Origin of the sequence: Psychrobacter sp. UBA6739 (genome assembly GCF_002453835.1) — a bacterium.
Classification (GTDB): Bacteria; Pseudomonadota; Gammaproteobacteria; order Pseudomonadales; family Moraxellaceae; genus Psychrobacter; species Psychrobacter immobilis_A.
On the sequence record NZ_DKHR01000023.1, the window covers coordinates 17,377 to 41,185 of the forward strand.

Below are 23,809 nucleotides of genomic sequence, written 5' to 3' on the forward strand. Positions count from 1 at the left end.
TTTTTTGGCTCTATTCATTGATAATGTGAATAGTCATGAGCCCATGACTTTTTGACCGTTAGTGACTTGATAGCCCTGTACTATTTGAGCCGCTTATTTTTCGTGCTATTTATCATTTATAAGGTTTGACTGTGCCCGCTTCCTCTTCTACTAGCCTGCCTCTAGACTCAGCGCCTGTATCCAATCAGCCGCCTAATAATACGCTGCCACCGCCAAACCGACCAACGCCAAATCGCTTAAAACTCACTTACGATATCGTGATGATTATTGCCATCAGTATCGATCTATTATTGATTAGTATTGATGCTATCTTGATGAGTAGCTTTAGTAGCAATGCCGCAGGATGGCTCAGTATTAGCGATGCTCTCAACTGGTATCAAAATACCTTACATGAGCCTTTACGTACCGCTGGTGGATTTTTTACCCTATTTTTGATCTTTGAGCTACTGCTACGTTGGGCGATTGCGATTAAACAAAACGTCTACTATCGCTGGTTCTTTTTTCCTTTTGTACATTGGTATGAAGTATTGGGGTGCTTTCCGCAGCTGCGTGCCTTACGTTTATTCCGAGCGGTCATCATTGGGCGACGCTTATACCAACTTGGTTACCAAGTGCTGCCGCAGCCATGGATCAATCGAATTAGGTTCTATATCGACTTATTATTAGAAGAGTTGTCCGACCGCGTCATATTGACGACTATCCAAAACTTTCGGCAGCAACTGACCGATCCTAAAACGCATAAATCTTTTATTGAATCAACGATAACTCGTAATCGTAACGAGATTGAGGCAGCAGTGCTGTCGATACTGCGCACAGAGCTAGCACCAAAACTACAGGAGTTGACGGCAGCATCAGGTGGCGGCAGTATATTAGCCAGCGAGATGGGCAATGCTATTGAAGAGGGTTTGGCCAATACGCCTGAGATGCGTCGCTACCTACGCATGATACCGATTGCCGGTAGCTTGATTGAATCACAGCTGCAACACGTCGGTCACAATATAGGTGAAAACGTCGTTTACGCACTGAATAAACGCCTTCTAGACCCCGAACGCCTCGATTCATTGATGGTAGCAATTGCCAACGGTATTGCCAGTATCGATACGGATAATACTGCGTTAGATACCTTGATTTCGAGTATCATTGATGACAGTTTGACAGAATTTGAAGCGCAGGTAAAAGTGCAGCAGTGGAAGCATCAAGAGATGCTTCATCTATAATCCATACTGCTAATAGCACGCCCTACCTAAAAAACATTAGGCTTGGCAAGCAAATGAATGGTATGACTCGATAATAAAAACAACACCGTGAATACAGTGACAGAATTATCTCTTGAGGATTTATATATGACAGTTTCAGACAACGACAGCCAAGGCTCGAGCGCCGCACCAGCATTGGCATTTTATGGCAAGATGCTGACTTTTTCACGTTTGCAATTTAGCACAGATGATTTAAGTGCGATAGACGCCCAGCTTGCCGCAACGCTTAGTAATAAATCTAGCAATATCCCGATCCTTATCGATAGCGAGGTTGAACAAGATCTCTCAGCATTGGTAGAGCTTTTATGGTCGTGGGGCTTACAGCCTATTGGCGTCGTGACTGGTACACTAGATGCGCAAGCCCGTGAACAGCGATTGGCCATCTTCCCTGCTGATGGCAAACGTATTGAGCGTATATTACCTAGCAAGAAAGCTGCAACTCAAGTGAGTAAAGCTCCCGATGATAAACATACAGAATCAGCCAGTACCAATTCAGACAGTAACAATGATACTGCAGCCATCAGCGAGTCAAATACAGAAACAACGATAGCAAACGCCACAGCAGAGACACTGATGAGCGCTGAGCATATTACCAGCCTAATTTACGATCAAATGCTACGTTCAGGACAAAGCCTGAATCACGTGGGCGGTGATTTGATTTTGACCAATAGTGTCAATAGCGGGGCGGAAGCGATTACCGATAACAGCTTGCACGTTTACGGTCGTGCCCAAGGGCGTTTGGTTGCTGGCGCTACCGGTGACAAAGATGCTCGTATTTTTTGTCAAGTTTTTAACCCTTCTTTGGTGTCAGTAGCGGGAACTTATTGCTTACGAGACAACTTACCTGAGCACGTGATTGACAAATCTGTACAAGTAAGATTTGTAGAAGGTGAAGGCTTAGTATTTACGGTAATGGATGACGCTTAAATCTTTTACCGTTAAGAGCAATAGATGCGTCCGTGATTTTTATAAATGTAGACAGGCTAAGCCGATTTTCATCATACATGACGCTTATCAAAAAACGTTTATTAGAAAATCTCAATAGTAGACGTTTAGACAGCGCACTTAATATTATAGTAAGTTTATTTAACAAAACTGTTCTATGATGAATCGCTAGCTCTGCCACTATCTACACTACTCGTCAGCGTCTATTTTATTATTCACAATAGGCAATATTGACCAGAAAATTCTAGGTAGCACCGCTTTGTGATCCATATATAAGCTGTTTTTCCGCTTTACTATGGACGTGCTATAAATTTTTGTTTATTTATGCTAGGCTACCTTCGCAGGTAGTGTATATATAGCATGTGAATAATGTGCAATTGCGCTATTTTTTTATATAAAAGATATCCCATTGATTCATAGGAGTGTGCCATTGTGGCGAAGATAGTTGTAATCACTTCAGGTAAAGGCGGTGTGGGCAAAACCACGACAAGTGCCTCTTTTGCCGCAGGTTTAGCATTGCGTGGCTATAAGACAGTCGTTATCGATTTTGATGTGGGTCTACGTAATCTAGACTTAATCATGGGTTGTGAAAACCGAATTGTTTATGATTTTGTTGATGTCATCACTGGTAGCGCACGCTTGTCGCAAGCACTGGTCAAAGACAAACAGCTTGAAAACTTGTATATCCTACCCGCCAGTCAAACGCGTGATAAAGACGCCCTGACAGACGAAGGGGTGGCAGAGGTCATGTCTGAGCTGTCTAAACAGTTCGACTATATTATCTGTGATTCACCAGCTGGTATTGAGCGCGGTGCACAACTCGCCATGTATCATGCTGATGAAGCGATCATCGTCACTAACCCTGAGATTTCTTCAGTGCGTGACTCAGACCGTATTATCGGTATCTTGCAAAGCCAGACCAAAAAGGTTGAAGAAAACCAAGGCTCTGTACGTGAGCATTTGATTATTACTCGTTATAATGCCGAGCGCGCAGCAGCCAACGAGATGATGGACATTGATACCATCTCAAATGATATCCTAAAAGTTCCATTACTTGGGGTTGTTCCTGAAAGTCACTCAGTGCTTGAAGCATCTAACCATGGTGAGCCTGTCATTCATTATACCGATTCAGTTGCTGGTCAATGTTATGATGACATCGTCGCCCGCTTCTTAGGTGAAGAACGCCCACTACGTCATATTGACGTGAAGAAAAAGAGTCTATTACAGCGCTGGTTTGGAGGTCAATGATGACGAAGAAAAAAGGATTTTGGAGTAGCCTATTTGGTACTGACGACAGTGGTAGCGCAGGTAGCGCTAATATGGCTACTGAGCGTCTTAAGGTTATCGTTGCGAGCGAAAATCGCTTAAACAACCGCTTAACAGCTGATCGTATCGAAAAAATGAAACGTGAGATTTTAGAAGTGGTCAACAAATACGTCAATGGCGTACAGATTGATGATGTGAATATCAATCATCGTTCTGAGGACAGCCTAGACGTATTAGAGATGAATATCAGTCTACCTGAACACAAAAAATAAGCGCTATCTTAGAAAAACAAAAAAGCCCTAAGTATCATAACTTAGGGCTTTTTTATATTGCATGAAATAGTAGGTTTACCTATAGCAGCCTACGATTATTTTGATACCATTATTTTATACGCGCTATTAAATTGTCTTTTTTGACAAACTGATGATATAGAGCAGCACCGATATGAATAAGTGTAAAAGCAATAATGGTCGGCCAAATAATATCAGTATGCAGGTCATTATAAAAGCGTGCCAACCCTCTATCTGGTGTAACAAATACAGGGATTTGAAACAAGCCAAAAATATCGACGGGGCGTCCACCATAAACGGACATCAGCAAACCAGCTATTGGCATTGCAATTAATAAGGCATATAAGCCAAAATGCGACAGTTTAGAGGCCAATAACTGCCACTTTGGCATCGGTACAGGTGGCGGCGCCTTAATAAATACACGATTAAGCACCCGTGCTATCATCCAACATAACAAACTAATACCAAACGCTTTATGCAACCCAATATAAAGATTGTTATCCAAATTATCGTACAACAGAATCATTATCCACGTAACCAACAGTAAAACTGCACTGATCCAGTGAAATATCCGGCTGCTGACTGGCCACTTTGACACATTTGAATTGCTACTATTCATGAGCTGTCCTATTACCCTCATCACTAATTATCTATCATCAATGTTGTAGACAAAACAACCACTCATTCAACGATTAGCAATCATCAAAGTAATTGGATAACCCTGTTTCTCTGATAGTGAAAAATAACCCTGATATAAGCGAGATGCTAACTGTCTAAATCGACCAATTGATGCGCAATTTTGTCTAAGTCGGGCACCAAATAAGCCTTATCATCAATCATAACCGTTTGGAAAAGATAGGATAGCATAACGTTTTCATCAAAAGGTAGGGCTGTTTTGTCGCTGTCTATATTATCGGCATGCTTAGGGCTGTTAAATTGCTCAGGAACGTCAATATCTTTAACCTCAGAAATACGCACTTGTCGCTGGTGCAGCTCGCCTGCCGTTTGTAAAGCTAAACGATGATCGGTAGTATTGCCCTCTAATACAATCATGGTATCTGGCATTTGATCCTGTGGTAGCAGATGACATACTGCTATCTTTTGCTGCTGCCATTCATAGGTTGCCGTGCGCTCATTATAATTATCTACACTCAAAATCAGGCTGCTTGGAATAAGCCAATCAGGTTGGTCAAATGCTGGCACAATAGTGACATCAAGCATACCGTTATTCGTGGTCAGTAAACTCACTGCCTCAAACGAATGTTTCAAAATTTGTTTCATACATCGCTCACAATCAGTTAATGCAAAGAGGCTACTACTAATCTTTCATCAATATAATCTGTTAGTTTTTGTGCTAAATCCGCTGGACTGCCAATAAAACCACAATACCCTGAATCAATAATCGCCTGAGGTTGACTTGGGCAAGCGCTTAAGCTGGGATCCTGCACCCACAATTGACTGTTATTTTCTTGAATGAGATCCAGATACTGCGAACCATCATTACCCATGCCGGAAAATATAATATTGATAAGCTCGCTACCATAAACGTCGCTGGTGTTTTTGAGAATCTGACCAATCGCGGGCTTATACTCACCCTCCCAAGCTTGCTCTAGCAATATGACTCGACCGGTAGAGTCACAAACAATCTGTTTATCAATAGGAGCTATAAGACACTGGCCTGCTCTTAAACGCTGCGAAGAAGTAATTACCTGACAATGCCAGTCATTATGGCGATTCAGGATGCGTGGCAGTGTGCCAATCATCGTTTTATTAAAATGGTGCGCCAGTAAAATACATACCGGTAGCGTCGCCGACAAGTTATCCAAAAATTCTTTTATAGCACTCGGCCCGCCCATAGAAGCACCCAAAAATACTACGTAGCGCCAGTCTGCATCAGCATTATCAGGTTTGTGCACGGGTGCATCCATTAAAACGGGTAACGCCAGCATATGTGCCAGCTTACGCTTTAATTTGCGCTGCCATTTGGCATATTGCGGCGCTTCATTTAGGTAAGGTGCTTGACTAAAACCCACCAACACCGCAGCAGGTTTAGATGCCGTGGTCGCGGCTACCACACTGTCGTCGTAATCACTATCTATTAGCCAGATGTCAATCGAGGTATCAGAGCGCCCCTGTTTTTCTTGCAGTTGCGCCCGTGACATACAGCCAACAAGGCTAAAACCACAACTGCGTACAGTATCTGAAAAGGCCATACGCTGATGATGGTCTTCTGCCACTACCATCACCTTAATATCATCCTTGTTTTTTCCTCTTAGCGCCAAGACACGTGCATTATCCTTCATAAGTTAAGCTGACCTTTTGACCCAGTATGTGCTGGATTTTATTAAGTAGCTCTTGTTCTTGGAATGGCTTACCCATGTAATCGTTCACGCCAATCTCTAGTGCACGCTCACGATGCTTTTCACCTGTACGTGATGTGATCATGATGATTGGGATATGTTGTAAGCGCTTGCTGTGTCTCACTTGAGTAGCCACCTCGAAACCATCCATACGTGGCATCTCAATGTCGAGCAATATCATGTCTGGTATCATGTCTTGTAATATCTCAATCGCATCGATACCATCTTTTGCCACGGCCACTGTAAACCCTTGGCGTTCTAAGAAACGTGACGTCACTTTACGTACGGTAACAGAGTCATCAACCACTAAAATAGTAGACTTAAACTCTAAACGACTACGTTTAGAATCAGCAGATTGTGAGATATTTTTGACCAACTGCGCATTACGCATCAAAGCAATCAGGTCTAAGATAAGCATTACCGAACCATCGCCCATGATAGTCGCTGCTGAAATACCTGGTAGATTCGATAACTGTTGTCCTAGAGGTTTGACCACGACTTCAATACGTGACCCTGCAATCTGATCAACCTGCAATGCAATATTTTGTCCGCTACGATTCTTAATGATAATAAGTGGCAAACTGGTATTGGTATTAACGACCAGCTCATTCAGTTCATTGCCTGACAAAATCTCATTTAAATAACGCACTCGATAATCAACATCTTCAAAGTTTAATGTTGCATCACCTGACTGGTAATAGTCATAAAGCTTTTCTGGATTAATCCGTACCACACGCTCAATCTGTACCAAAGGTATCGCATAATAACGATCCGCGGCACGCACAACCAATGCATCAGATACCGCAACCGTCAGTGGTAAGCGCATCGTAAAGCGTGAGCCTTTACCCAGCTCTGAGACAACCGATACAGCACCACCTAATTGACGAATCTCGCTGATGACCACGTCCATGCCCACGCCACGTCCAGAAATCTGCGTTACTTGCTTACTGGTACTCAATCCAGCATGGAAAATATACTGCATGATATCAAGATCTGTTAGGCTGTTATCATTTGCATCAATCAAGCCTTGAGAAATGGCTTTGTTACGAACGGCTTCTACATCGATGCCGCGACCGTCATCTATTAACTGAATGACAATCTCACTACCTTCTCGATTTACCTCAAGAGTAATACGCCCACTACGCTCTTTACCTGCTTTCAAACGCGTTGAGGTATTTTCGATACCATGATCGACAGCGTTACGGAGCATATGTTCAAGCGGTGAAGTGATGCGCTCTAGAATGGTTCTATCCATCTCATCATCGGCATTGATGATCGTTAATTCAACAGACTTATTCAGCTCATTGGCAGTTTGTCGTACGATACGCTCAAGACGTGGCGTTAAGCGCGTAAACGGCACCATACGCGAATTCATAAGCCCATCTTGTAACTCGGTCTGTGTACGAGACAGCTGTAACAAAAGGCTTTCACTGTCTCGTGTTTTTTCTAATAAAGTATGATTAATATCAATCAAATCTGAGGCTGACTCTGTCAAAGATTTGGATAACTGATTTAAAGAAGAATATTGATCCATCTCTAGAGGGTCAAACCCTTCATGATTAATCAGCTCATCGTCTATCTGCGACAAGATCTGCGCCTCAAGCTCGATTTCCATTCGACGTAACTGATCAGCCAAGCGCTGTACCGTAATACCCATATCTTCGATACTATTGGTCAAGCTACTCATGCCCATATCGATACGAGCACGGTTGATGGCTGACTCACCAGACAGGTTAATCATATGCTCGATCAAACCACCTGAGATACGAATCATCTCATTATTATTGGCACTCTGATCTTCCTCACCCGTACTGCTGAGCATAGAAGGCATCTCACTAATATCTTTTGCCAGATACTGTGAGTCTTGCTGTTCTCTAGCAATAAAGAGCGCTTCATGCTGCGATTGTAGGGATTCTTTAGGGATTTGCTTTAAGCTGTCAGGATTTTTACTAAATTGCTGCAATGCCTCAATCAATAGCGCAGGCGTCGGTGGATTGATATGTTGTCTAAGGATAGAGATTGCATCAGCAAGCCAGTCATGACTGGCAACCAACAACTCCAATACTTTTTTGGTAGCAGGACGACGATTATCTACAAAATCTGTATAAACCGATTCCATTTCATGAGCCAGATCAGCGATACCAGCTGCGGTGACCATTCGTGCGCCACCTTTGATGGTATGCAAATCACGCTGCAATGCCTGTAATGCTGTCGTATTATTGGTATCTTTTAAGAACAGTTGCAGATACTTATTGCGATTGGTGAGCTCCTCAGCCTCTTCTAAAAACACCGACAATATATCAGGATCTGGCAAACCATTCGCCCATGACTGTTTAATCATCATGTCTAGGCTCAAGGTATCCGATACGTCAGCGCTGAGGTGAGCGTTGTTAGCCACCTTATTTTGTGCTTCAGGTTCGAAGTGAGTTTTCGGAATAGGTATGATTAGCTCTACCGTTTCTGGCAAGGCTTGGGCTTTTACAAACTGTTGTAGTTGCTCAATCAGCGCTGAGGCAAAAAATGATTTTTTATGATTTACGATATGCAGTACTTGCAACGACATTGTGTCTTGCACTATTTGCATTATTTCAAGCCATTGTGCTGTCGGTATTCTTCTATTCTCTACAAATGCTTCATAGACACTTTCAGCTTCATGGGTCAGATCACCAATACTACGAATACCTGCCATTCGTGCACCACCTTTGATAGTGTGCAGATGGCGCTGTAAAACTTTTAGTGCATTAATATTGCTGATATCAGTACGCCACTTAATAAAACTCTCATCCAGCGCGGCATCGAGCTCTTGAGCTTCTTCTAAAAATATCTCTAATAGCTCAGCATCAGTATCAATAGATTCAAGCTGTAGCTCAGGTGCTGCAACGGCTCTCACGACAAAGACACCCTCATCACCATTGCTATCATCGTCTTGGTAAATACGTTGTAGATCTTCAATAACTTGTTGGTCAATCTTCAATGACGTGCTACCAGCCAATGCGTCGAACAAACCAACCAATTGAGCATGACCAGCGTGTAAAACCGCTTGCGTATCGATCTTTCTTGCTGTATCAATATTATCACTCAAATAGGCATAAGCATGACCCAACTCATTAAGAATAAAAGTGAATTTTGGAAACGCTTCTGCTTTATTGGCTAAGTAAGCTATTTGCGATATTTGCTGCGATATATAGCCCTGAACATGTGCTGTCTCAGAATGATTAAGTGCGTCATCTAACTCCCACTCAGCATCCAATAGTTCATCAATATTACTGTCTAACAACTGCTCTATCGTTGGTTTGTTATCAGCCGTGACCTTATCATCGCTAATGACGTATTGATCACCAAGCATGGCTTGCAATGAGGCTATGTCTTGCTGACTTTGTGCATCTTCGATCGATATATTTTGCGGCTGAACGTTTTGCTTGTAGTTGTTTAAATAACCGTCCATTAGCGTAGCAGACTTCGCCAATGCTTCTAGATGTTGAGCATTCATGGCAGTATCTTGCTGCTGCAGTAGCTCTAAGCTATGCTCTATCGTTGCGCTAACCTCGCTGATCGCTGCTAAAGCGCTAGAACCTGAAGCCCCTCGCAAGGTATGAAATGCGCGTACAATCTCATCCGTTACTTCAATATAAGACTGATCTTGATGCTCATCAACGAATTGGTCAATATCTTGCAACAGTCCTTCTGCTTCGTCGATAAAAATCTCACAAAACATTTTTTCTTCTTCGCTTTGCGGTGCTAAATAAATAGGCGCTTCTACTATCATTTCATTGACAGAATTAATCGTCTGCAGCGTGGTATCTATCGCTGTATTAAGATTATCTTGGGTAGGGCTATGCTCATCAATAGCAGGCGATAGTACTGACGCTTGGATGGTCTCATCCTCAGAACTATTTGATGCTTGCTCATACAAGACAGAATAGCTAAATTCGTCCCCTTGCTGTTTGCTATAAGCATTGGCGCATGCGATCCATAAAGGCACCATCACTGGATAGTTTTGGCTGTCATTTTCAAATACTGTTAGCATCGTAGGATAGGCAGCTAGCACATCGGCAATAAGCTGACGCATATCTGCTGAGACAGCCACACTATGATCCAAAATGCGATTAAGCATATTTTCTATAGCCCAAGCCAGCTCAGCCGTATAATTTGCACCGACCATACGACCGGAACCTTTTAAGGTATGGAACCCACGACGAATATCCACCAATCCGCTTAAGTCAGCTGGCAATAATCGCCAATCTTCATATAAAGGTACAATCTCAGCCAATACTTCATCAGCTTCTTCTAAAAATATCTCTTTAATATCAGGATCGGCATCATGAGCATCTGCCGCTAGCTGCTCGGTTTCTTGCATAAAGGGTTTGAGTATCGCTGGAATATCAATAGCAGATAAGGAAGCAACAGCAGTGCTCTTTGTACTATCAGCAGTTGTCTCGTTTGACTCATTGCTCATGTCGAGAGCACTTAGCAATTCAGCATCATCATCAAATGGATGCGATAGTTCTAATGCTGAGTCTGAATCAGCAGTGACAGCATCTAATATGGTCAGCCCAGCATTGATAGGTTGCTGTGTCATGAGATTATGGCTTTGTAGAATAGTGAAAGCAGGATCAAAGCTTGGAGATTGTTGCGCTTCAAAATCTATCACTAATGCTGGTAGCCGTTTTGCCGTATCCATCACCAGATTTACGACGTCATCTGTGACAGGCAGCGTTTTATCTAACAGACGATTGAGCAGATTTTCGATTGACCATGCCATCTCGCTGATGCTAAAAGCCCCAACCATACGTCCTGAGCCTTTTAAGGTATGGAACCCTCTACGCACTTCAGTGAGTGGGGTTAAATCCTTTGAGTCTTGCTGCCAGATAGGTAAAAAGTCTTCTAAATCAGCAATGACTTCCGTCACCTCTTCGATAAAGATGTCACGAATCTCTGCGTCCATCTCAAAATTATCAGGCTTAACTTGTTCACGAGCACGCGTTAATGGTTCACTCTCGGTACTATCATCATCAGCCGCATCTTGCCCTACCACACGCTCATTATCTACATCAGTCAAAGCTTGGTTAGCAACATCATTTTGACTATTAACAGGAGCAATCTCGCCACTATCATCGTAACGCAATACGTTGGTCGCTACGGATTTTTGGGTAAGGAAAGTGTCTTTAATGGTCTCTGGCGATGCAATATAGTGAGTAAGAAGTTGGGCGGCCGTCGCAGTATACTCATTTGCCCGCATTAATAGCTGCTGGTCAAAAACCTGCTGTGCAAGGTAGTCAAGCAACAATTCAATAGACGTTAGCCCTTCAGCCAATGCCTGAGTCACATCCCAACTGAGTACGTCAATCTCATGAATGGTCAATTGTGTAAATATGCTTGCCATATCATTCATGGTTTGACGAATTGATGGCAATCCCATGTCGGCAAAAGCATCACCAATATCGGTAAAATCAGCAGCAATAGGCAGTAAGTCAATGTCTTGACGCTGTACATATTCATGGAAGCTTTGTTTGACATCTTCTACCGCGATGCGCAGCTCACGTAAACTTCCACCAACAGAAGCCGTCGCAGGACTTTCTTCCGACTGCGTCTCAATATCTTCAAACGTTGCAGACAATGTCGTAAAAGAAGCGGCATCCCCTATCTTGAGAGATATCGTCTGTTCGGTATGATAGATAGCGTTATATAGCTCTTGAAGCTGACGCTCAATCTGCCATTGTTCTTGCGCAAATCCTGTCTCTGATGATAGAGCCTGCTCTATGTCTGTAACAATTACATGTATTTGCGACACGTAATAAGTCCAACCTCGACCTTCGAGTTGACTTTGTATTTTCTGTAAAGGAATGAGAAGCGTGTCTGGCTTATCCAAAGTAAAGATAAGTGTCTCAAGCTCACTGAGTATACGTGGTAAAAAGCGTGATCCCGTTGACGACGTTTGCGACAAATTATTTAGAAGTGACTGAGTGCGCTTGCTACTTTGAGCAAGGCTATTTAGTTCGATATACACCCTTATGATTAAGCTTCGAATAACGCTTGACGATAACTCAGCTTGCTGAGTGCGAGACTCTATTACTTGATCCAGCTGACTTAGCAATGACGCATAATGCTCAGGTAATGGGGTGTCATTATGAGCAAGGTCATTTAGCCACAGTTCCGTTAAGTACCAAAGGCGTTGTAAGTCATCATGTTGAGTGGTCTGCCATAAGTATTGGCTGACTCTTTCTAGTGTAGTCAATAAGGACGGTTGATTGGTATTAGCACTCAATAACGCTTGTACTTGCTGTCGCCAAACCAGTAATAATTGTTGATAGTGATAATCAGCTAAATGAGTCGCCGTTCTATTCGCCGGCATCATCACTTCGATGCTATTGATACCATCAATAATATGATCATCGATAGCATGATTATTTAGATTCTTATGCTGAGTATTCGCCAAGCTGACCGAGATATCTGGCGCTACCCCCAGTTTCGCTAGCGCTTGAGTAAGCTCGTCAGCAGCATTATCAATTAAAATGGTGTTGTGATTACCCATACCTGCGTATTGATTCAATTCACGCTGTAGCAAGCGATGAGAAAACTGACCAATGCGGCGGTCGTTAGCAGAAATACGATCGCGACTGCTAACGTCTGCCAGCAAGCTCAGTTTATTGGCAAGATCTGCTAATAAATTAAGGCGAATCATCGTTAGCGCGCCGCCAACCTGATGATAATGTTGCACCATCTGCTCGTAATCAGTGCTATCAGCGTCTAACTGCCAGCCATCAGATATCTGTGATAATTGCTGATTAAACAGTGGTAATAACCACTCAAGCGTCACTATGTCATTGGGCTGGTTTTTCATAGGGTTATCCTAACTTGTCTAGGCACTAATCTAGACATTAATTTTTTGCCACACATTAACCTGTGGGTGCGCAATACGGCGCATATTTGAAGGACGCCAAAACAACGCCTCACCTGGAGCCAATATAATATATCCACCTAACGCACACTGCTCTGATAGCCTTGCCAAAATATCACGCTGATCAAACTTGCGAAAATATAGCAGCATATTTTGACAGATAATGACATGCTGAAGGTGCGAAGTGGGTGGTTTTTGCTCAATAATATTGTGTAAAGCGAAGCTAACATAGCGTCGTAACGTTGACGCAATCTGCCAGTCTGCCTGAGTGCCAGTCATCGCCTTTTTTGCGGTAGACACCTTATAAAAATGCGATTGACTGATATCACACTTAGCTCGCAATGACTGAACGAACTGCTGGCACAGGTCTGGAATTAACGTCTGCTGCCGCTTATCATACTGCCCTAGTCGTGCTTTTGTAATGGCTTGTTGGCTAACATCTGTACCCAATATCGTATAATTAATCAATTGTTCAGAAGCCAAGCTCATCGCCAATGACCATGTTTCTTGCCCACTGGCACAACCAACACTCCAAATGCGAAATAAATCATTAGCATCATTGTTGTGACCACGATCAGTACTAGTGGCAGTAAGCTGCTGGCGCTGATGCTGTAATGCACACTTTGTGACAAAATCGATAGAAGGCATATGGCGAAAAAAACGACTTTCGTGAATCAGTACTTTATCCAATAACTGCTGGCGTATTTCATCGTTTTTTGGTAGTTGACACCACAGCTTTTCAACTGTCAATCCATGTGATAATGCCGTGTGGTCAATCGCATTTATCAACCATTGCAGCTGGACATTGGGTAGAACGAAACCAATCTCTTGTTCTATATATCGCTGCCACTGCTGCACATCAAAACTGTCTGCCTGCAGCAAACCCTTAATCAACGAGGGCTTAACTGCTTTAATTAGATTGCTGTCTGGTTGAGTAAAATTATTCACGTCACCTGCTATAGTCACTGCTGCAAATCATCGTATCTGCACAGCATATTATTAACACATTAATTTAAAAACGGTCAGTGGTCTAACACCTACTTGACGTTAACACTTGTCATTACACACTTGCTGATAACGCTTCTTCGGTGTCCAACATCTCGTTTTCTAGTAGCTCATCATCGTTCGACACTTTAAAACCAGTGACTGACTCTTGCAATGCTGCAGCCATTTCGCTCAGCTCACCAATAGAGCGCGCGGTTGCCATTGTGCCAGAAGAGGTCTGTGAGGTAATATCTTGAATAATATTCATCGTATGGGAGATGTGACCAGCAGATTCTGCCTGCTGCAAAGCGGCGTTTGAGATGTTTTGAATCAAGTCAGCCAAGGTATTAGAAACGCTCTGCACTTCTTCTAGGGCTTCACCAGCATCTTTTGCCAAACGTGCACCGCGCACAACTTCAGAGGTCGTCGATTCCATTGACATAACTGCTTCGTTGGTATCTGCCTGAATGGTTTTTACCAAGGTTTCAATCTGTTTGGTAGCGTTAGCTGAACGCTCAGCAAGACGTTGGACTTCATCAGCAACGACCGCAAAGCCTCGACCAGCCTCACCTGCCATCGATGCCTGAATAGCAGCATTCAATGCCAAAACGTTGGTCTGATCAGCAATATCATTAATCAAACCAACGATATCACCAATTTCTTGCGAAGACTCACCAAGACGCTTAATACGTTTTGAGGTCTCTTGAATCTGATCACGAATCACGTTCATACCTTCAATAGAGCGCTGTACAACTTCCGCTCCATTATGAGAGATGGCTACTGAGCGCTGAGCAACAGTCGCTGATTCTGAAGCGTTGTTCGAAACTTGGTCAATCGATACTGTCATCTCATTAATAGCCGCCGATACACCAGCAATTTCTTGTGCTTGGTGCTCAGATGCTTCAGCAAGTTCGACTGCATTCATCTGTGTTTGGTCTGAAGACTGCGAAACGCGGTCAGCCGTGTTGTTAATAACCAAAACCAATTGACGTAATTGGTCAATCGCAAAGTTCACTGAGTCAGCAATTGCCCCAGTAAAATCTTCTGATACGGTGGCATTAACCGTCAAATCACCTTCTGCTAAATCACCCAATTCATCAAGTAAACGTAGAATAGCAATCTGGTTACGTTCGTTTTCTTCTTGAATTTGACGCGCTCGCTCAGATTCCGCTTCTGCTTCCTGACGACGACGCAAGGTTTCTTTTTCAATGAGTAGGCGCTCTGATCCCCCACGCTGCTTCAGTAACTGATACAGAGCAAAGAGGATGCCTAATACCCCTACGACAAATATAATCGCTGGTAAAGTAACGGATTGATTAAAATCAGCCAAGTACTGACTTACTGACGATAACGAATTGACCAGCCAAATCAGGCAGGCCACACTTATTAGCACAAAAAACCCTAACAATAACTTCCACTTGCTATTAGCGTCCTTGCCATCTGTTGTATTGTTCGTACCAGCTACAGGTTTCTTTATAACATCACTCATCGTACGTATTCCTTTCAAACAATCATCAAAGTCTCATCGTGACTGACTTTGACAATCTTATTGTTATAAAAACAACAGTGATTAGCAAAGCCTGTATGAATACTGACACCCAACCGTATCATGTCATTCGCTATTATTTCGTCATCGTTATAGCAGCCAGATAGCTGTTATCGACTGCTATATTGCAGCATCGGTATACTGCAGGTCTTGTGCGAGCAGGCTTGGCATAAAAACATACCAATCTTGCTCATTTTTAAAGAACTTACCGTGATTATAAGGAGCAAAGGGCGAATTAGGCTCTATAGCTTCGGCACGGTATTGATCATGCGTAAATTGTTCAATCCCAATAACTTGATCCACTAACAGTCCTGAAAAGAGATTGTCATGTTCAATGACAATGACTTTGCGTTGGCTCATTTGCGTTAAACGACTAGGAACCTGTAGAAACTGAGACAAATCGGTGATTGGCAATAGGCGTCCGCGAATATTGGCGATGCCTAGCATCCAAGGCTTCACTAGAGGCAAGCTGGTATACTCTGGCATGGCCAATACTTCTGATACTTGACCCATCGGTGCAACTAACCGCTGTCCGCCAATCTCGAATACCACACCTTGCCAGTCATACTCTTGTCCACCGCGGCGACCACTTTTGCGCGCGCGTGCCAAGTCTGCTAAACGCAGAAGCTCAATAAACCCTCTGGAAGCCACAATCTACTCCATTACTTTACGAATGATATTAACCAATCCATTTTCGTCAACGGGCTTTGCCATATACTCTTTAGCGCCTTGGCGTTTTCCCCAAACTCGATCGGTTTCCTGATTTTTGGTACTGATCATAATCACTGGAATATGCGCGGTGGTTTTACCTCGAGTAATTTTGCGAGTGGCCTGAAAACCGTTCATCTCAGGCATAACCACGTCCATTAAAATGACATCTGGTAAGTGATCAATGGCCATCTGGCAACCTTGCTCACCATTTATAGCCTCTAATACTTTAAAATTATGTCTGGCAAGCATGTCGCGAAATTTCGCCATCTCAGATGGTGAGTCGTCAATGACTAAAACTGTAGTCATAGGAATTTCCTTTATTTTCGAAAGTATCCATAAGGATATGTTGTTATATTATTGAGACAATCCGACTGAAAGTAGCACGCCAACCATGAATGGCAGGGCAACTCTCTTAACAGTTTCGATTAAATATTGAGCCGTTATTAGTAATATTTTATCAATACTAAATCTCTTAACCGTAATGCCTAGCCTAATTTATCTGACTCTATATAAAGCATAGCTATGCATAAATCATACCAACTTGTAAGACAATATTTAATGATATATCTACAAGTGGACTTATTTATATTAGCGGTACTGATTAATTGCCTCGAACAGCTCATCTTTACTAAATGGCTTGGTCAGATACTCATCTGAACCCACAATACGACCACGCGCTTTGTCAAATAAGCCATCTTTAGACGACAACATAATCACAGGTTTGCTGGCATAATCAGGGTTGTTTTTTATTAGCGCACAAGTCTGATAGCCATCCAAACGCGGCATCATGATGTCGACAAAAATAATATCTGGATTGTTATCGACAATTTTTGCTAAAGCATCAAAACCATCAATGGCGGTCACAACTTCGCAACCCGCTTTTTGTAATAAAGTCTCTGCGGTACGGCGAATGGTTTTTGAATCATCAATCACCATTACTTTTAAACCATCAAAATTATTTTCCATTATCAGTGTCCTATAAACGACTATTTATTCTTAATACCATCCATCAATGCAAAAATTTAACGGTTATTTCAACCTGTCATATCATTCATTATTGGACTGATATGAGACGCTAAATTTGCATTACCATATGTTATGACAGTCAACATATCAGCTGCCAGTATCCGCCTGTCAAACAGAGCGTCAACATGGGCTACTATACGCACTTTCTAATTAATAAGCTTACTAAATTGCGCCAAACCTATGGCTTTTTAGACGACTTATTTTGCTTTTATTATCGTCCACTGCAACCGTATTTGGCTTCAAACAAGGTAGAGTACCTTTTATTACTGATGACCATGACGATAAAAGAGGTAAGCCCGAAGTAGAAGAACCATCAACCTTATGATATTTCTGCATTATATAGAAACGCTTGGCACATTGCTGAATAATTTTCTTTTGTGATAAAAATGTATCATTGTATTTTGTTATGTTTGTTTTAGCACAGTTATCGACTAATTTCCAGTTATGAGTGAGCCAATATTCGAACTGGTCAGTAATATAAAAATATGTTCAGACTAGCTGTCCCTCCTACCTTAGCTAATGACTGGATTTAGTAGCCTTAATGTCAGCGGTTTATTAAGTTTTTTGCGCTTATTTCACCCAGTGGCAATTCACTATATAATAAAACGATGACTACTATGGTGACTGCTATGACGGCTTCTAAATTTTTAAAAAATAGCACTTATCTACTGAGTGCTTTTCTTCTTGCTGCCTGTCAGCCATCACCGCCTACCAATGAGCCTGTGACTGCAGAAAACAGTGAGACTGTAGATACCCCTATTGTCATTACCGACGATAGTGTGACCATGACGCCAGATCATATATTGAGCATAAAACCTTCACGTTATCAGCCCAGTCTTGGTTTACAAGGTAAGATCGAACCTATCAAACAGACTAAACTTATCGCTGCATACCCCATTAACGTCGAAGAAATACTGGTTACTGAGGGTCAATGGGTAGAAAAAGATATGCCGCTGCTTATTGTTCGACGCGTGCAATCAGAAAGCAAAACAGCAGATGCATCTAACCCAGCCAAGGAGCAATCTTCGGCATCGAACAGCGTTGCCCCAAATTCTGAAATGACGAACGATGCGGTTGATGTAAAGCAAACACACTCACAAAAAACGGACGCTAGCTCAAAACCCAATCAGCCTACAGCAGAAAATAGCGCAACGACCACTAAAAACGACCCAATTGCTAACAAAGAAGAGGCAGCAGTAAACGCTACAGTGGGCGCTCCTAAAAACGCAATGGGCAATCTTAAAAACAATGGCCAAACCAGCGCTAATAGCACGGCGAGCTCAAAACCGCAGCAGAATCAGTATAATTTGGTCACTGTGCGTGCCAGTTTTTCTGGTCGTGTAAAAAACTTATATGCCAAAGCAGGTCAAAGACTAGAGGCGCGCACGCCTTTATTACAACTTAGCGATGAAACTAAATTACACTTTATCGCGACCCTGCCTATTCAAGCAGAACCGCAACTTTCAGTTGGTCAGACTGTCAATTTTACAGCTGAAGGTATGTCGGAACAGTTCACAGGACAAGTCAGTAAACTGACCGCGACCAGCCAGCCGAAAAAGCTGTTGGTCTATGTTAACGTCATTGACAATGAAGCAAGTCGAGACAAGTTATTGCCAGATATGAAAGTCACTGGGCGGGTTAATTATGGTCAAATAGATGTGGGCACTATCGTACCTGAGCGCGCGTTACACGATGCTGACTTGACAGAATTACAAACGTCACCATATAAGCCTCTGTCACCGTTAACTGCTAACGTGTGGATTATTGGACAGGATCAGCGCCTAACACGCCAGCCTATTGAAGTAGTCGAATATGACCCTATCACAAAGCAATATTTAATTGCGGGTATTAGCAACGACAGTTTGATTTGTTTGGCTGATTTACCAGCTGATGCTAAAGGTAAAAAAGTCAATGTCTCATAGCTATGCATGCCGACAGTTACATTGTGTAGAAACATTAACAAAGCCTCTCTTGTTTTGTAACTGCGTAATTAGGCAATATGACCGTACAATATATAGCATTAACCGAGTATTCTGAATCATTGGTATTAAATGATTCAATATCTTGAAAGTTTGAGAAATCTTAGAAAGTTCGAGAACCTAGAGGCTTAATCGTTTAACTGTTTAAGAACCTAAAATCAGCGATGTATTTATCGTGATACAAAATATCAAAACAGATGAAACGTTTGGCCAACCATAACAACAACTAGAGGATAACCCATGAGCAAGCAGATTTTATTAATCGAAGATGATCCTGATCTAGCTGAGTTAATCAGCGATTACCTGACCATGAATTATTATGACGTCCATCATGCAGGACTTGGTCAAGAAGGGCTTGAGTTATTGGATGCCAAAGAGCGTGACATTGATTTGGTCGTGCTTGACTTAATGCTGCCTGACATGGATGGTATGCAAGTGTGTCAAAAAATTCGCGGCAATAAAAACAACATGACCAATAAAGTGCCAATTATCATGTTGACAGCGAAAGGCGATACCACCGATCGCGTGCTAGGTCTTGAGATGGGTGCTGACGATTATATATCTAAGCCTTTTGAGCCACGTGAGCTTCTCGCTCGAATCCGTGCTGTTATTCGCCGTCATGAGCAGCCCAATCAAGCAGATAGCCAGTCTGACAGCTTGACCTTTGGTCGTTTGAGCGTGTTCCCTGATAGCCATGAAGTGACCATCGACGATGAGCCTGTCCGTTTAACGACGCATCAGTTTCAATTATTGCATTACTTTGCCACCCATTCTGGTAAAGTATTGAATCGCGAGCAACTGTGGCAAGCCATGCCCAATGATGACAGCTCAGATAATATCGATCGCGCGATTGATGTTCATATCTCGCGCTTGCGTGCTTTAATTGAAGACAACCCACGCCAGCCAAAACGTATTATTACGGTACGCGGTGTTGGTTATCAATTTGCCACTGATCAGGTTTGATCACAAAAGCGGCAAACCAATCGATAAAAACCATACTTTTGATTTTTTTATGCAAATTAGAAGTATGAGTCGATATAAACGGCTGATAGTAGAGATGGTTTAATGCAGCAGTTGGGATTTCGTTCGGTATTTGCCAAGTTATTTGCCAGTGTCATGCTGGCACTTATTTTATTTGCAGTGGCGATGGTGCTGTTGACGCAACTTGTGCACGATAAAGATGCAAGTATTCGATCAGAAGTATTGGCCACTCAGATTTTAGGACAAATAGACCCTTTCTTGCATGAGCTGAATATCTCTGTTAGCGAGGACAAGCGCTTGCAAGCGCGCTTTATGCTAGCAGTGGTCAAAAAGAGCTTTGATATCTTTGATGAGTCATTACAGGCAAAGATGGGCTTGTATGACAGCGAAGGTCGATTGCTAATGCAAACGGATAACAGCGATTTGCCGTTGGAGTTGCCCGCACCGCCCTCTTTATTTTCACGCGTTTTTCCCTCTCTCGCAGATACCTCCCCTACCAAGCAAGCTCAGGTTTATAGCAGCACCGGCTATACGCTTTTGTATGAGTCACGCTTACCGCCTAAAAAACCAGTACTCTCTTCTGCGCTGAATTTATTTACTGGCACACTACTACTGTTACTTATTATGGCAGGTGTCCTATGGTGGATTGCTCGTACCATCACTTGGCGCATCAATCAGATGAGCCAGCAGATGGCGCAACTGGGTGATGGTGATTTTACCGTACGGGTGAATGCTCGTGGTAACGATGAGATCGCCTCACTAGCGCGTGGATTTAATCAAGCAGCACAAAAAATCGAACACCTTATCGATGCCAATAACCTGCTCTTAGCACATGCTTCTCATGAGCTACGTACCCCCATTACTCGTATTCGCTTACAGATTGAGATGATGGATATGCTCGCAGGGGCGCTACCATCTGATACCAAAGCAAAGTTTGATAAACGTGCGCAAGCGATTAACCGCGATTTGTCAGGGCTCAATGATTTGGTAGAGAGTATCTTATTGGTGAGTCGTTTAGACGCCGGTCATGCCTTGCAGCAAGTTGAAAGTTTAGATTTATATGATTTAGTGAATCAAGAACGTCAACATTATCCTGAAGCGACGCTCATTGGTGAACATATTGTGATCGATGGTCAATCATCGATGTTGACCCATTTGATTCGCAACTTGTTAACTAATGCCATGCTACACGGCAAGCCACCCGTGACAGTACTATTGTATGGTGTGCAAACTATTGATGAAGCAGATACCATACCTGATTACCTGCTACAAACGATACTCTGCAGTAGCTTTGCCGATTATAATAGCTCTGATTTTGACTCCTATCACGAACCAATCGAGGTTAATGAAGACGATACGCATAATCATATTGCGCATAATCATACACACTTAAACGATTCTTCTCATATTACTGGTAAAGTTAAATCTGAAGCAACGGATGCTATTATCCTGTTGCCAGCACCACCGATATATAGAAACGGAGAAAATATTGCGGTTGAGCATGATCTCAATTCCGATACCGATGTGAATATAGAGACTAAAATAGATAAGGCTGATATTAATACCAACAGCGACATTGACTCTATTGAAACCTGTGCGACCTTAACAGAATCTACTGATGTGAATAGTGTTCAAACTGACTCAAGTACTTCGACAAACTCAGTCAACAGTAACGATACCGTTGGAAGCACCAGTGCATCCTCATTGATTGCTAATTATCATAACTTTACCAATGATTTGACTGACAAAATTAAAAAGGTGGTTTGGAAAGCAGTTCCTGACACTGAAGAGCCATCTGCAGTTATCAATGACGCTAAGAGTACTGCCTTGAATGATGCAATTCCTAAATCCAAAGGTGCCATAATAAATAAAGGTGGCACTACACGCGACAAGGGTGATGCTCAAAATAACACTCAAAATCCTACAGAAGTACTCAGTACACCGCGCAAAGAAGGCTTGTTTGCCAAGCATCTAAAAAAAGCCAAGACCGATCCTGTACGCCCATTACCGAAATATGCAGTATTGGCAGTGATTGATGAAGGCACGGGTATTCCAGAAGACAAACGTGAAGAAGTATTTAGCCCATTTGTGCGGTTGCAACAAAAAAATAAAGGCTCTGGACTAGGCTTATCACTAGTATCACAAATCGTTACCGCCCATCAAGGGCGCATCATTACTGATACGTTGAATGGACATACCAGGTTTTTAGTTGTTATACCAGTCAAGCACGACCCACATTATCACCAACATGACTAGGGCGTTTCTTCAATTCAATCTATTACTCTTTAAATGGGCTTAATTTTGCCAAACATCGTCAAATAGCGTATCAATATCTCGATATTATTTGCTCTACTTTCGTTGTTTGACGGCAATTTTTATCACCATTTTTAAAATAAGGACACGACCTAGTCAGCGATGCTATAGTCGATTCAATTTAAAAGTAGTACGAGGCAACCGAGTGTAGATGTATATTTAATACTTCAAGCGAGGTTAACGCAGTAATATTTTTATGGTGGAATGACTATATAAGGTGCTATGAACAGACACTTCATTCTACTCGATCATCGTGACTCATATTCTACAAAACCTCTCTTACTAATAGCTATTAATCATAAGCCTGTCACGGATGTTCATATCCAAAGTGCTCGATAATATGCTATATTAGCGCCCCTTATTATAGGGTTATTAACGGTTGTTTCTTAATTGGCTTCTTACATTGTTAAAGAGGCCCGACAGCGCGTTTGTGACTATTAAAAAAATTATTGAATTTTGAGCCCTCCATGAATGACATGATTGTCTTAAACAATGTGACCAAGAGTTTTTTAAGCGACCGATCAATCAAAGACAAAGATGGCAAACCACATTGGTTTACTGCCGTTGAACCGACCTCGTTATCTGTCCAGCAAGGCGAAATCTTTGGCCTAATGGGATACTCGGGTGCCGGTAAGTCTACTTTGCTACGCCTAATCAATATGCTTGAGCGTCCAGATGCTGGTCAAGTCATCGTCGATGGCACCGACTTGACCACATTGTCTGCCAGTGAATTGCGTATCGCTCGGCATAATATTGGTATGATTTTTCAGCAATTTAATCTGATGTCCAATCGTACTGTTTTTGACAACGTGGCCTTTAATTTAACCGTTTCAGGATATCCGAGCCGCGACATTCATAAAAGAGTCATGGATTGCCTAGAGATTGTTGATCTAACAGACCGCGCTGGTCACTACCCTGCGCAGCTGTCAGGCGGACAAAAACAGCGTGTCGGTATTGCCCGAGCGATTGCCCCCAGTCCTAAAGTATTATTGGCTGATGAGCCAACCAGTGCGCTTGATCCTGCGACGACTCGCAGCTTGTTGACTTGTCTACGCGATATCAACGAACAACTTGGCGTCACCATTGTGATTGTGACTCATGAGATGAGTGTCATCCGTAGGCTGTGTGATCGCGCCGCATTACTGCATCAAGGTCAACTCTTGGAAGTTGCGGATGTGAGAGACGGTCTGATTCAGGCGACCACCCCGATTGGCAAAGGCTTAGTGCACGAAGACTAATGAGGCAGGAGAAATA

The 23,809-nt window shown here is 42.6% G+C and carries 16 protein-coding genes and 1 pseudogene; 8 read left to right on the forward strand and 9 right to left on the reverse strand.

What is annotated here, in order from left to right; translation table 11 throughout:
- Positions 1-155: 155 nt before the first annotated feature.
- The 4 genes from B2575_RS05815 to minE all read left to right on the forward strand — a co-directional run bounded on the left by B2575_RS05815 (position 156) and on the right by minE (position 3,739).
- Complete coding sequence (locus B2575_RS05815; RefSeq protein WP_414707419.1) at positions 156-1,217, forward strand: hypothetical protein; 1,062 nt, start codon at positions 156-158, stop codon at positions 1,215-1,217.
- A 126-nt stretch (positions 1,218-1,343) separates the two neighbouring features.
- Positions 1,344-2,183, forward strand: coding sequence for a septum site-determining protein MinC (gene minC, locus B2575_RS05820; RefSeq protein WP_296240534.1), 840 nt, complete (start codon positions 1,344-1,346; stop codon positions 2,181-2,183).
- Between the two features lie 450 nt (positions 2,184-2,633).
- Positions 2,634-3,449 carry a septum site-determining protein MinD gene (minD, locus tag B2575_RS05825; RefSeq protein WP_045444058.1) on the forward strand — a complete coding sequence of 272 codons (816 nt, stop codon included), beginning with the start codon at positions 2,634-2,636 and terminating at the stop codon, positions 3,447-3,449.
- On the forward strand, positions 3,449-3,739 hold the full coding sequence (gene minE, locus B2575_RS05830; protein WP_055124765.1) for a cell division topological specificity factor MinE: 291 nt from the start codon (positions 3,449-3,451) through the stop codon (positions 3,737-3,739). Before minD ends, minE begins: the two co-directional genes overlap by 1 nt.
- A 109-nt stretch (positions 3,740-3,848) precedes the next feature.
- Here the strand turns inward: minE and B2575_RS05835 are convergent, their stop codons facing one another.
- From B2575_RS05835 to pilG, 9 genes and pseudogenes are all read right to left on the reverse strand, one after another.
- Complete coding sequence (locus B2575_RS05835; protein ID WP_055124766.1) at positions 3,849-4,376, reverse strand: cytochrome b; 528 nt, start codon at positions 4,374-4,376, stop codon at positions 3,849-3,851.
- 146 nt (positions 4,377-4,522) lie between these two features.
- On the reverse strand, positions 4,523-5,038 hold the full coding sequence (locus tag B2575_RS05840; RefSeq protein WP_296240536.1) for a hypothetical protein: 516 nt from the start codon (positions 5,036-5,038) through the stop codon (positions 4,523-4,525).
- 17 nt (positions 5,039-5,055) lie between these two features.
- Positions 5,056-6,060: a chemotaxis protein CheB gene (locus B2575_RS05845; RefSeq protein WP_045444048.1), complete on the reverse strand. Its 1,005-nt coding sequence runs from the start codon at positions 6,058-6,060 to the stop codon at positions 5,056-5,058.
- Complete coding sequence (locus B2575_RS05850) at positions 6,050-12,958, reverse strand: Hpt domain-containing protein (protein ID WP_296240537.1); 6,909 nt, start codon at positions 12,956-12,958, stop codon at positions 6,050-6,052. Before B2575_RS05850 ends, B2575_RS05845 begins: the two co-directional genes overlap by 11 nt.
- A gap of 30 nt (positions 12,959-12,988) precedes the next feature.
- Positions 12,989-13,930 carry a CheR family methyltransferase gene (locus B2575_RS05855; protein WP_414707420.1) on the reverse strand — a complete coding sequence of 314 codons (942 nt, stop codon included), beginning with the start codon at positions 13,928-13,930 and terminating at the stop codon, positions 12,989-12,991.
- A 145-nt stretch (positions 13,931-14,075) separates the two neighbouring features.
- Positions 14,076-15,149: pseudogene (locus tag B2575_RS05860) on the reverse strand (methyl-accepting chemotaxis protein); the annotation flags it as partial.
- 516 nt (positions 15,150-15,665) lie between these two features.
- Positions 15,666-16,196 carry a chemotaxis protein CheW gene (locus tag B2575_RS05865; RefSeq protein ID WP_055124771.1) on the reverse strand — a complete coding sequence of 177 codons (531 nt, stop codon included), beginning with the start codon at positions 16,194-16,196 and terminating at the stop codon, positions 15,666-15,668.
- A 3-nt stretch (positions 16,197-16,199) separates the two neighbouring features.
- Entirely contained in the window at positions 16,200-16,562 is a 363-nt protein-coding gene (locus B2575_RS05870; protein WP_045444033.1) for a response regulator, read from the reverse strand.
- A 282-nt stretch (positions 16,563-16,844) separates the two neighbouring features.
- Positions 16,845-17,222 (reverse strand): twitching motility response regulator PilG, encoded by a 378-nt coding sequence (gene pilG / locus B2575_RS05875; protein ID WP_045453505.1) that lies wholly within the window; start codon positions 17,220-17,222, stop codon positions 16,845-16,847.
- A gap of 689 nt (positions 17,223-17,911) precedes the next feature.
- On the opposite strand from pilG, the gene B2575_RS05880 reads away from it, so the two are divergent.
- The 4 genes from B2575_RS05880 to B2575_RS05895 all read left to right on the forward strand — a co-directional run bounded on the left by B2575_RS05880 (position 17,912) and on the right by B2575_RS05895 (position 23,793).
- Positions 17,912-19,204, forward strand: a complete 1,293-nt coding sequence (locus B2575_RS05880) for an efflux RND transporter periplasmic adaptor subunit (RefSeq protein WP_296240540.1) — start codon at positions 17,912-17,914, stop codon at positions 19,202-19,204.
- Positions 19,205-19,501: 297 nt separating this feature from the next.
- A complete protein-coding gene (locus B2575_RS05885; protein WP_055124773.1) occupies positions 19,502-20,224 on the forward strand; it encodes a response regulator transcription factor in 723 nt (240 codons plus the stop codon).
- Positions 20,225-20,326: 102 nt separating this feature from the next.
- Positions 20,327-22,498 (forward strand): sensor histidine kinase, encoded by a 2,172-nt coding sequence (locus B2575_RS05890; protein ID WP_296240541.1) that lies wholly within the window; start codon positions 20,327-20,329, stop codon positions 22,496-22,498.
- Between the two features lie 524 nt (positions 22,499-23,022).
- Complete coding sequence (locus B2575_RS05895) at positions 23,023-23,793, forward strand: methionine ABC transporter ATP-binding protein (RefSeq protein ID WP_055124775.1); 771 nt, start codon at positions 23,023-23,025, stop codon at positions 23,791-23,793.
- The last annotated feature ends 16 nt before the right edge of the window (positions 23,794-23,809 follow it).

Coding starts and splice junctions, on each gene's coding strand:
- minC (WP_296240534.1), top strand. CDS start 1,344: ATGACAGTTTCAGACAACGACAGCCAAGGCTCGAGCGCCGCACCAGCA.
- minE (WP_055124765.1), top strand. CDS start 3,449: ATGACGAAGAAAAAAGGATTTTGGAGTAGCCTATTTGGTACTGACGAC.
- B2575_RS05835 (WP_055124766.1), bottom strand. CDS start 4,376: ATGAATAGTAGCAATTCAAATGTGTCAAAGTGGCCAGTCAGCAGCCGG.
- B2575_RS05840 (WP_296240536.1), bottom strand. CDS start 5,038: ATGAAACAAATTTTGAAACATTCGTTTGAGGCAGTGAGTTTACTGACC.
- B2575_RS05845 (WP_045444048.1), bottom strand. CDS start 6,060: ATGAAGGATAATGCACGTGTCTTGGCGCTAAGAGGAAAAAACAAGGAT.
- B2575_RS05850 (WP_296240537.1), bottom strand. CDS start 12,958: ATGAAAAACCAGCCCAATGACATAGTGACGCTTGAGTGGTTATTACCA.
- B2575_RS05870 (WP_045444033.1), bottom strand. CDS start 16,562: ATGACTACAGTTTTAGTCATTGACGACTCACCATCTGAGATGGCGAAA.
- pilG (WP_045453505.1), bottom strand. CDS start 17,222: ATGGAAAATAATTTTGATGGTTTAAAAGTAATGGTGATTGATGATTCA.
- B2575_RS05880 (WP_296240540.1), top strand. CDS start 17,912: ATGACGGCTTCTAAATTTTTAAAAAATAGCACTTATCTACTGAGTGCT.
- B2575_RS05885 (WP_055124773.1), top strand. CDS start 19,502: ATGAGCAAGCAGATTTTATTAATCGAAGATGATCCTGATCTAGCTGAG.
- B2575_RS05890 (WP_296240541.1), top strand. CDS start 20,327: ATGCAGCAGTTGGGATTTCGTTCGGTATTTGCCAAGTTATTTGCCAGT.
- B2575_RS05895 (WP_055124775.1), top strand. CDS start 23,023: ATGAATGACATGATTGTCTTAAACAATGTGACCAAGAGTTTTTTAAGC.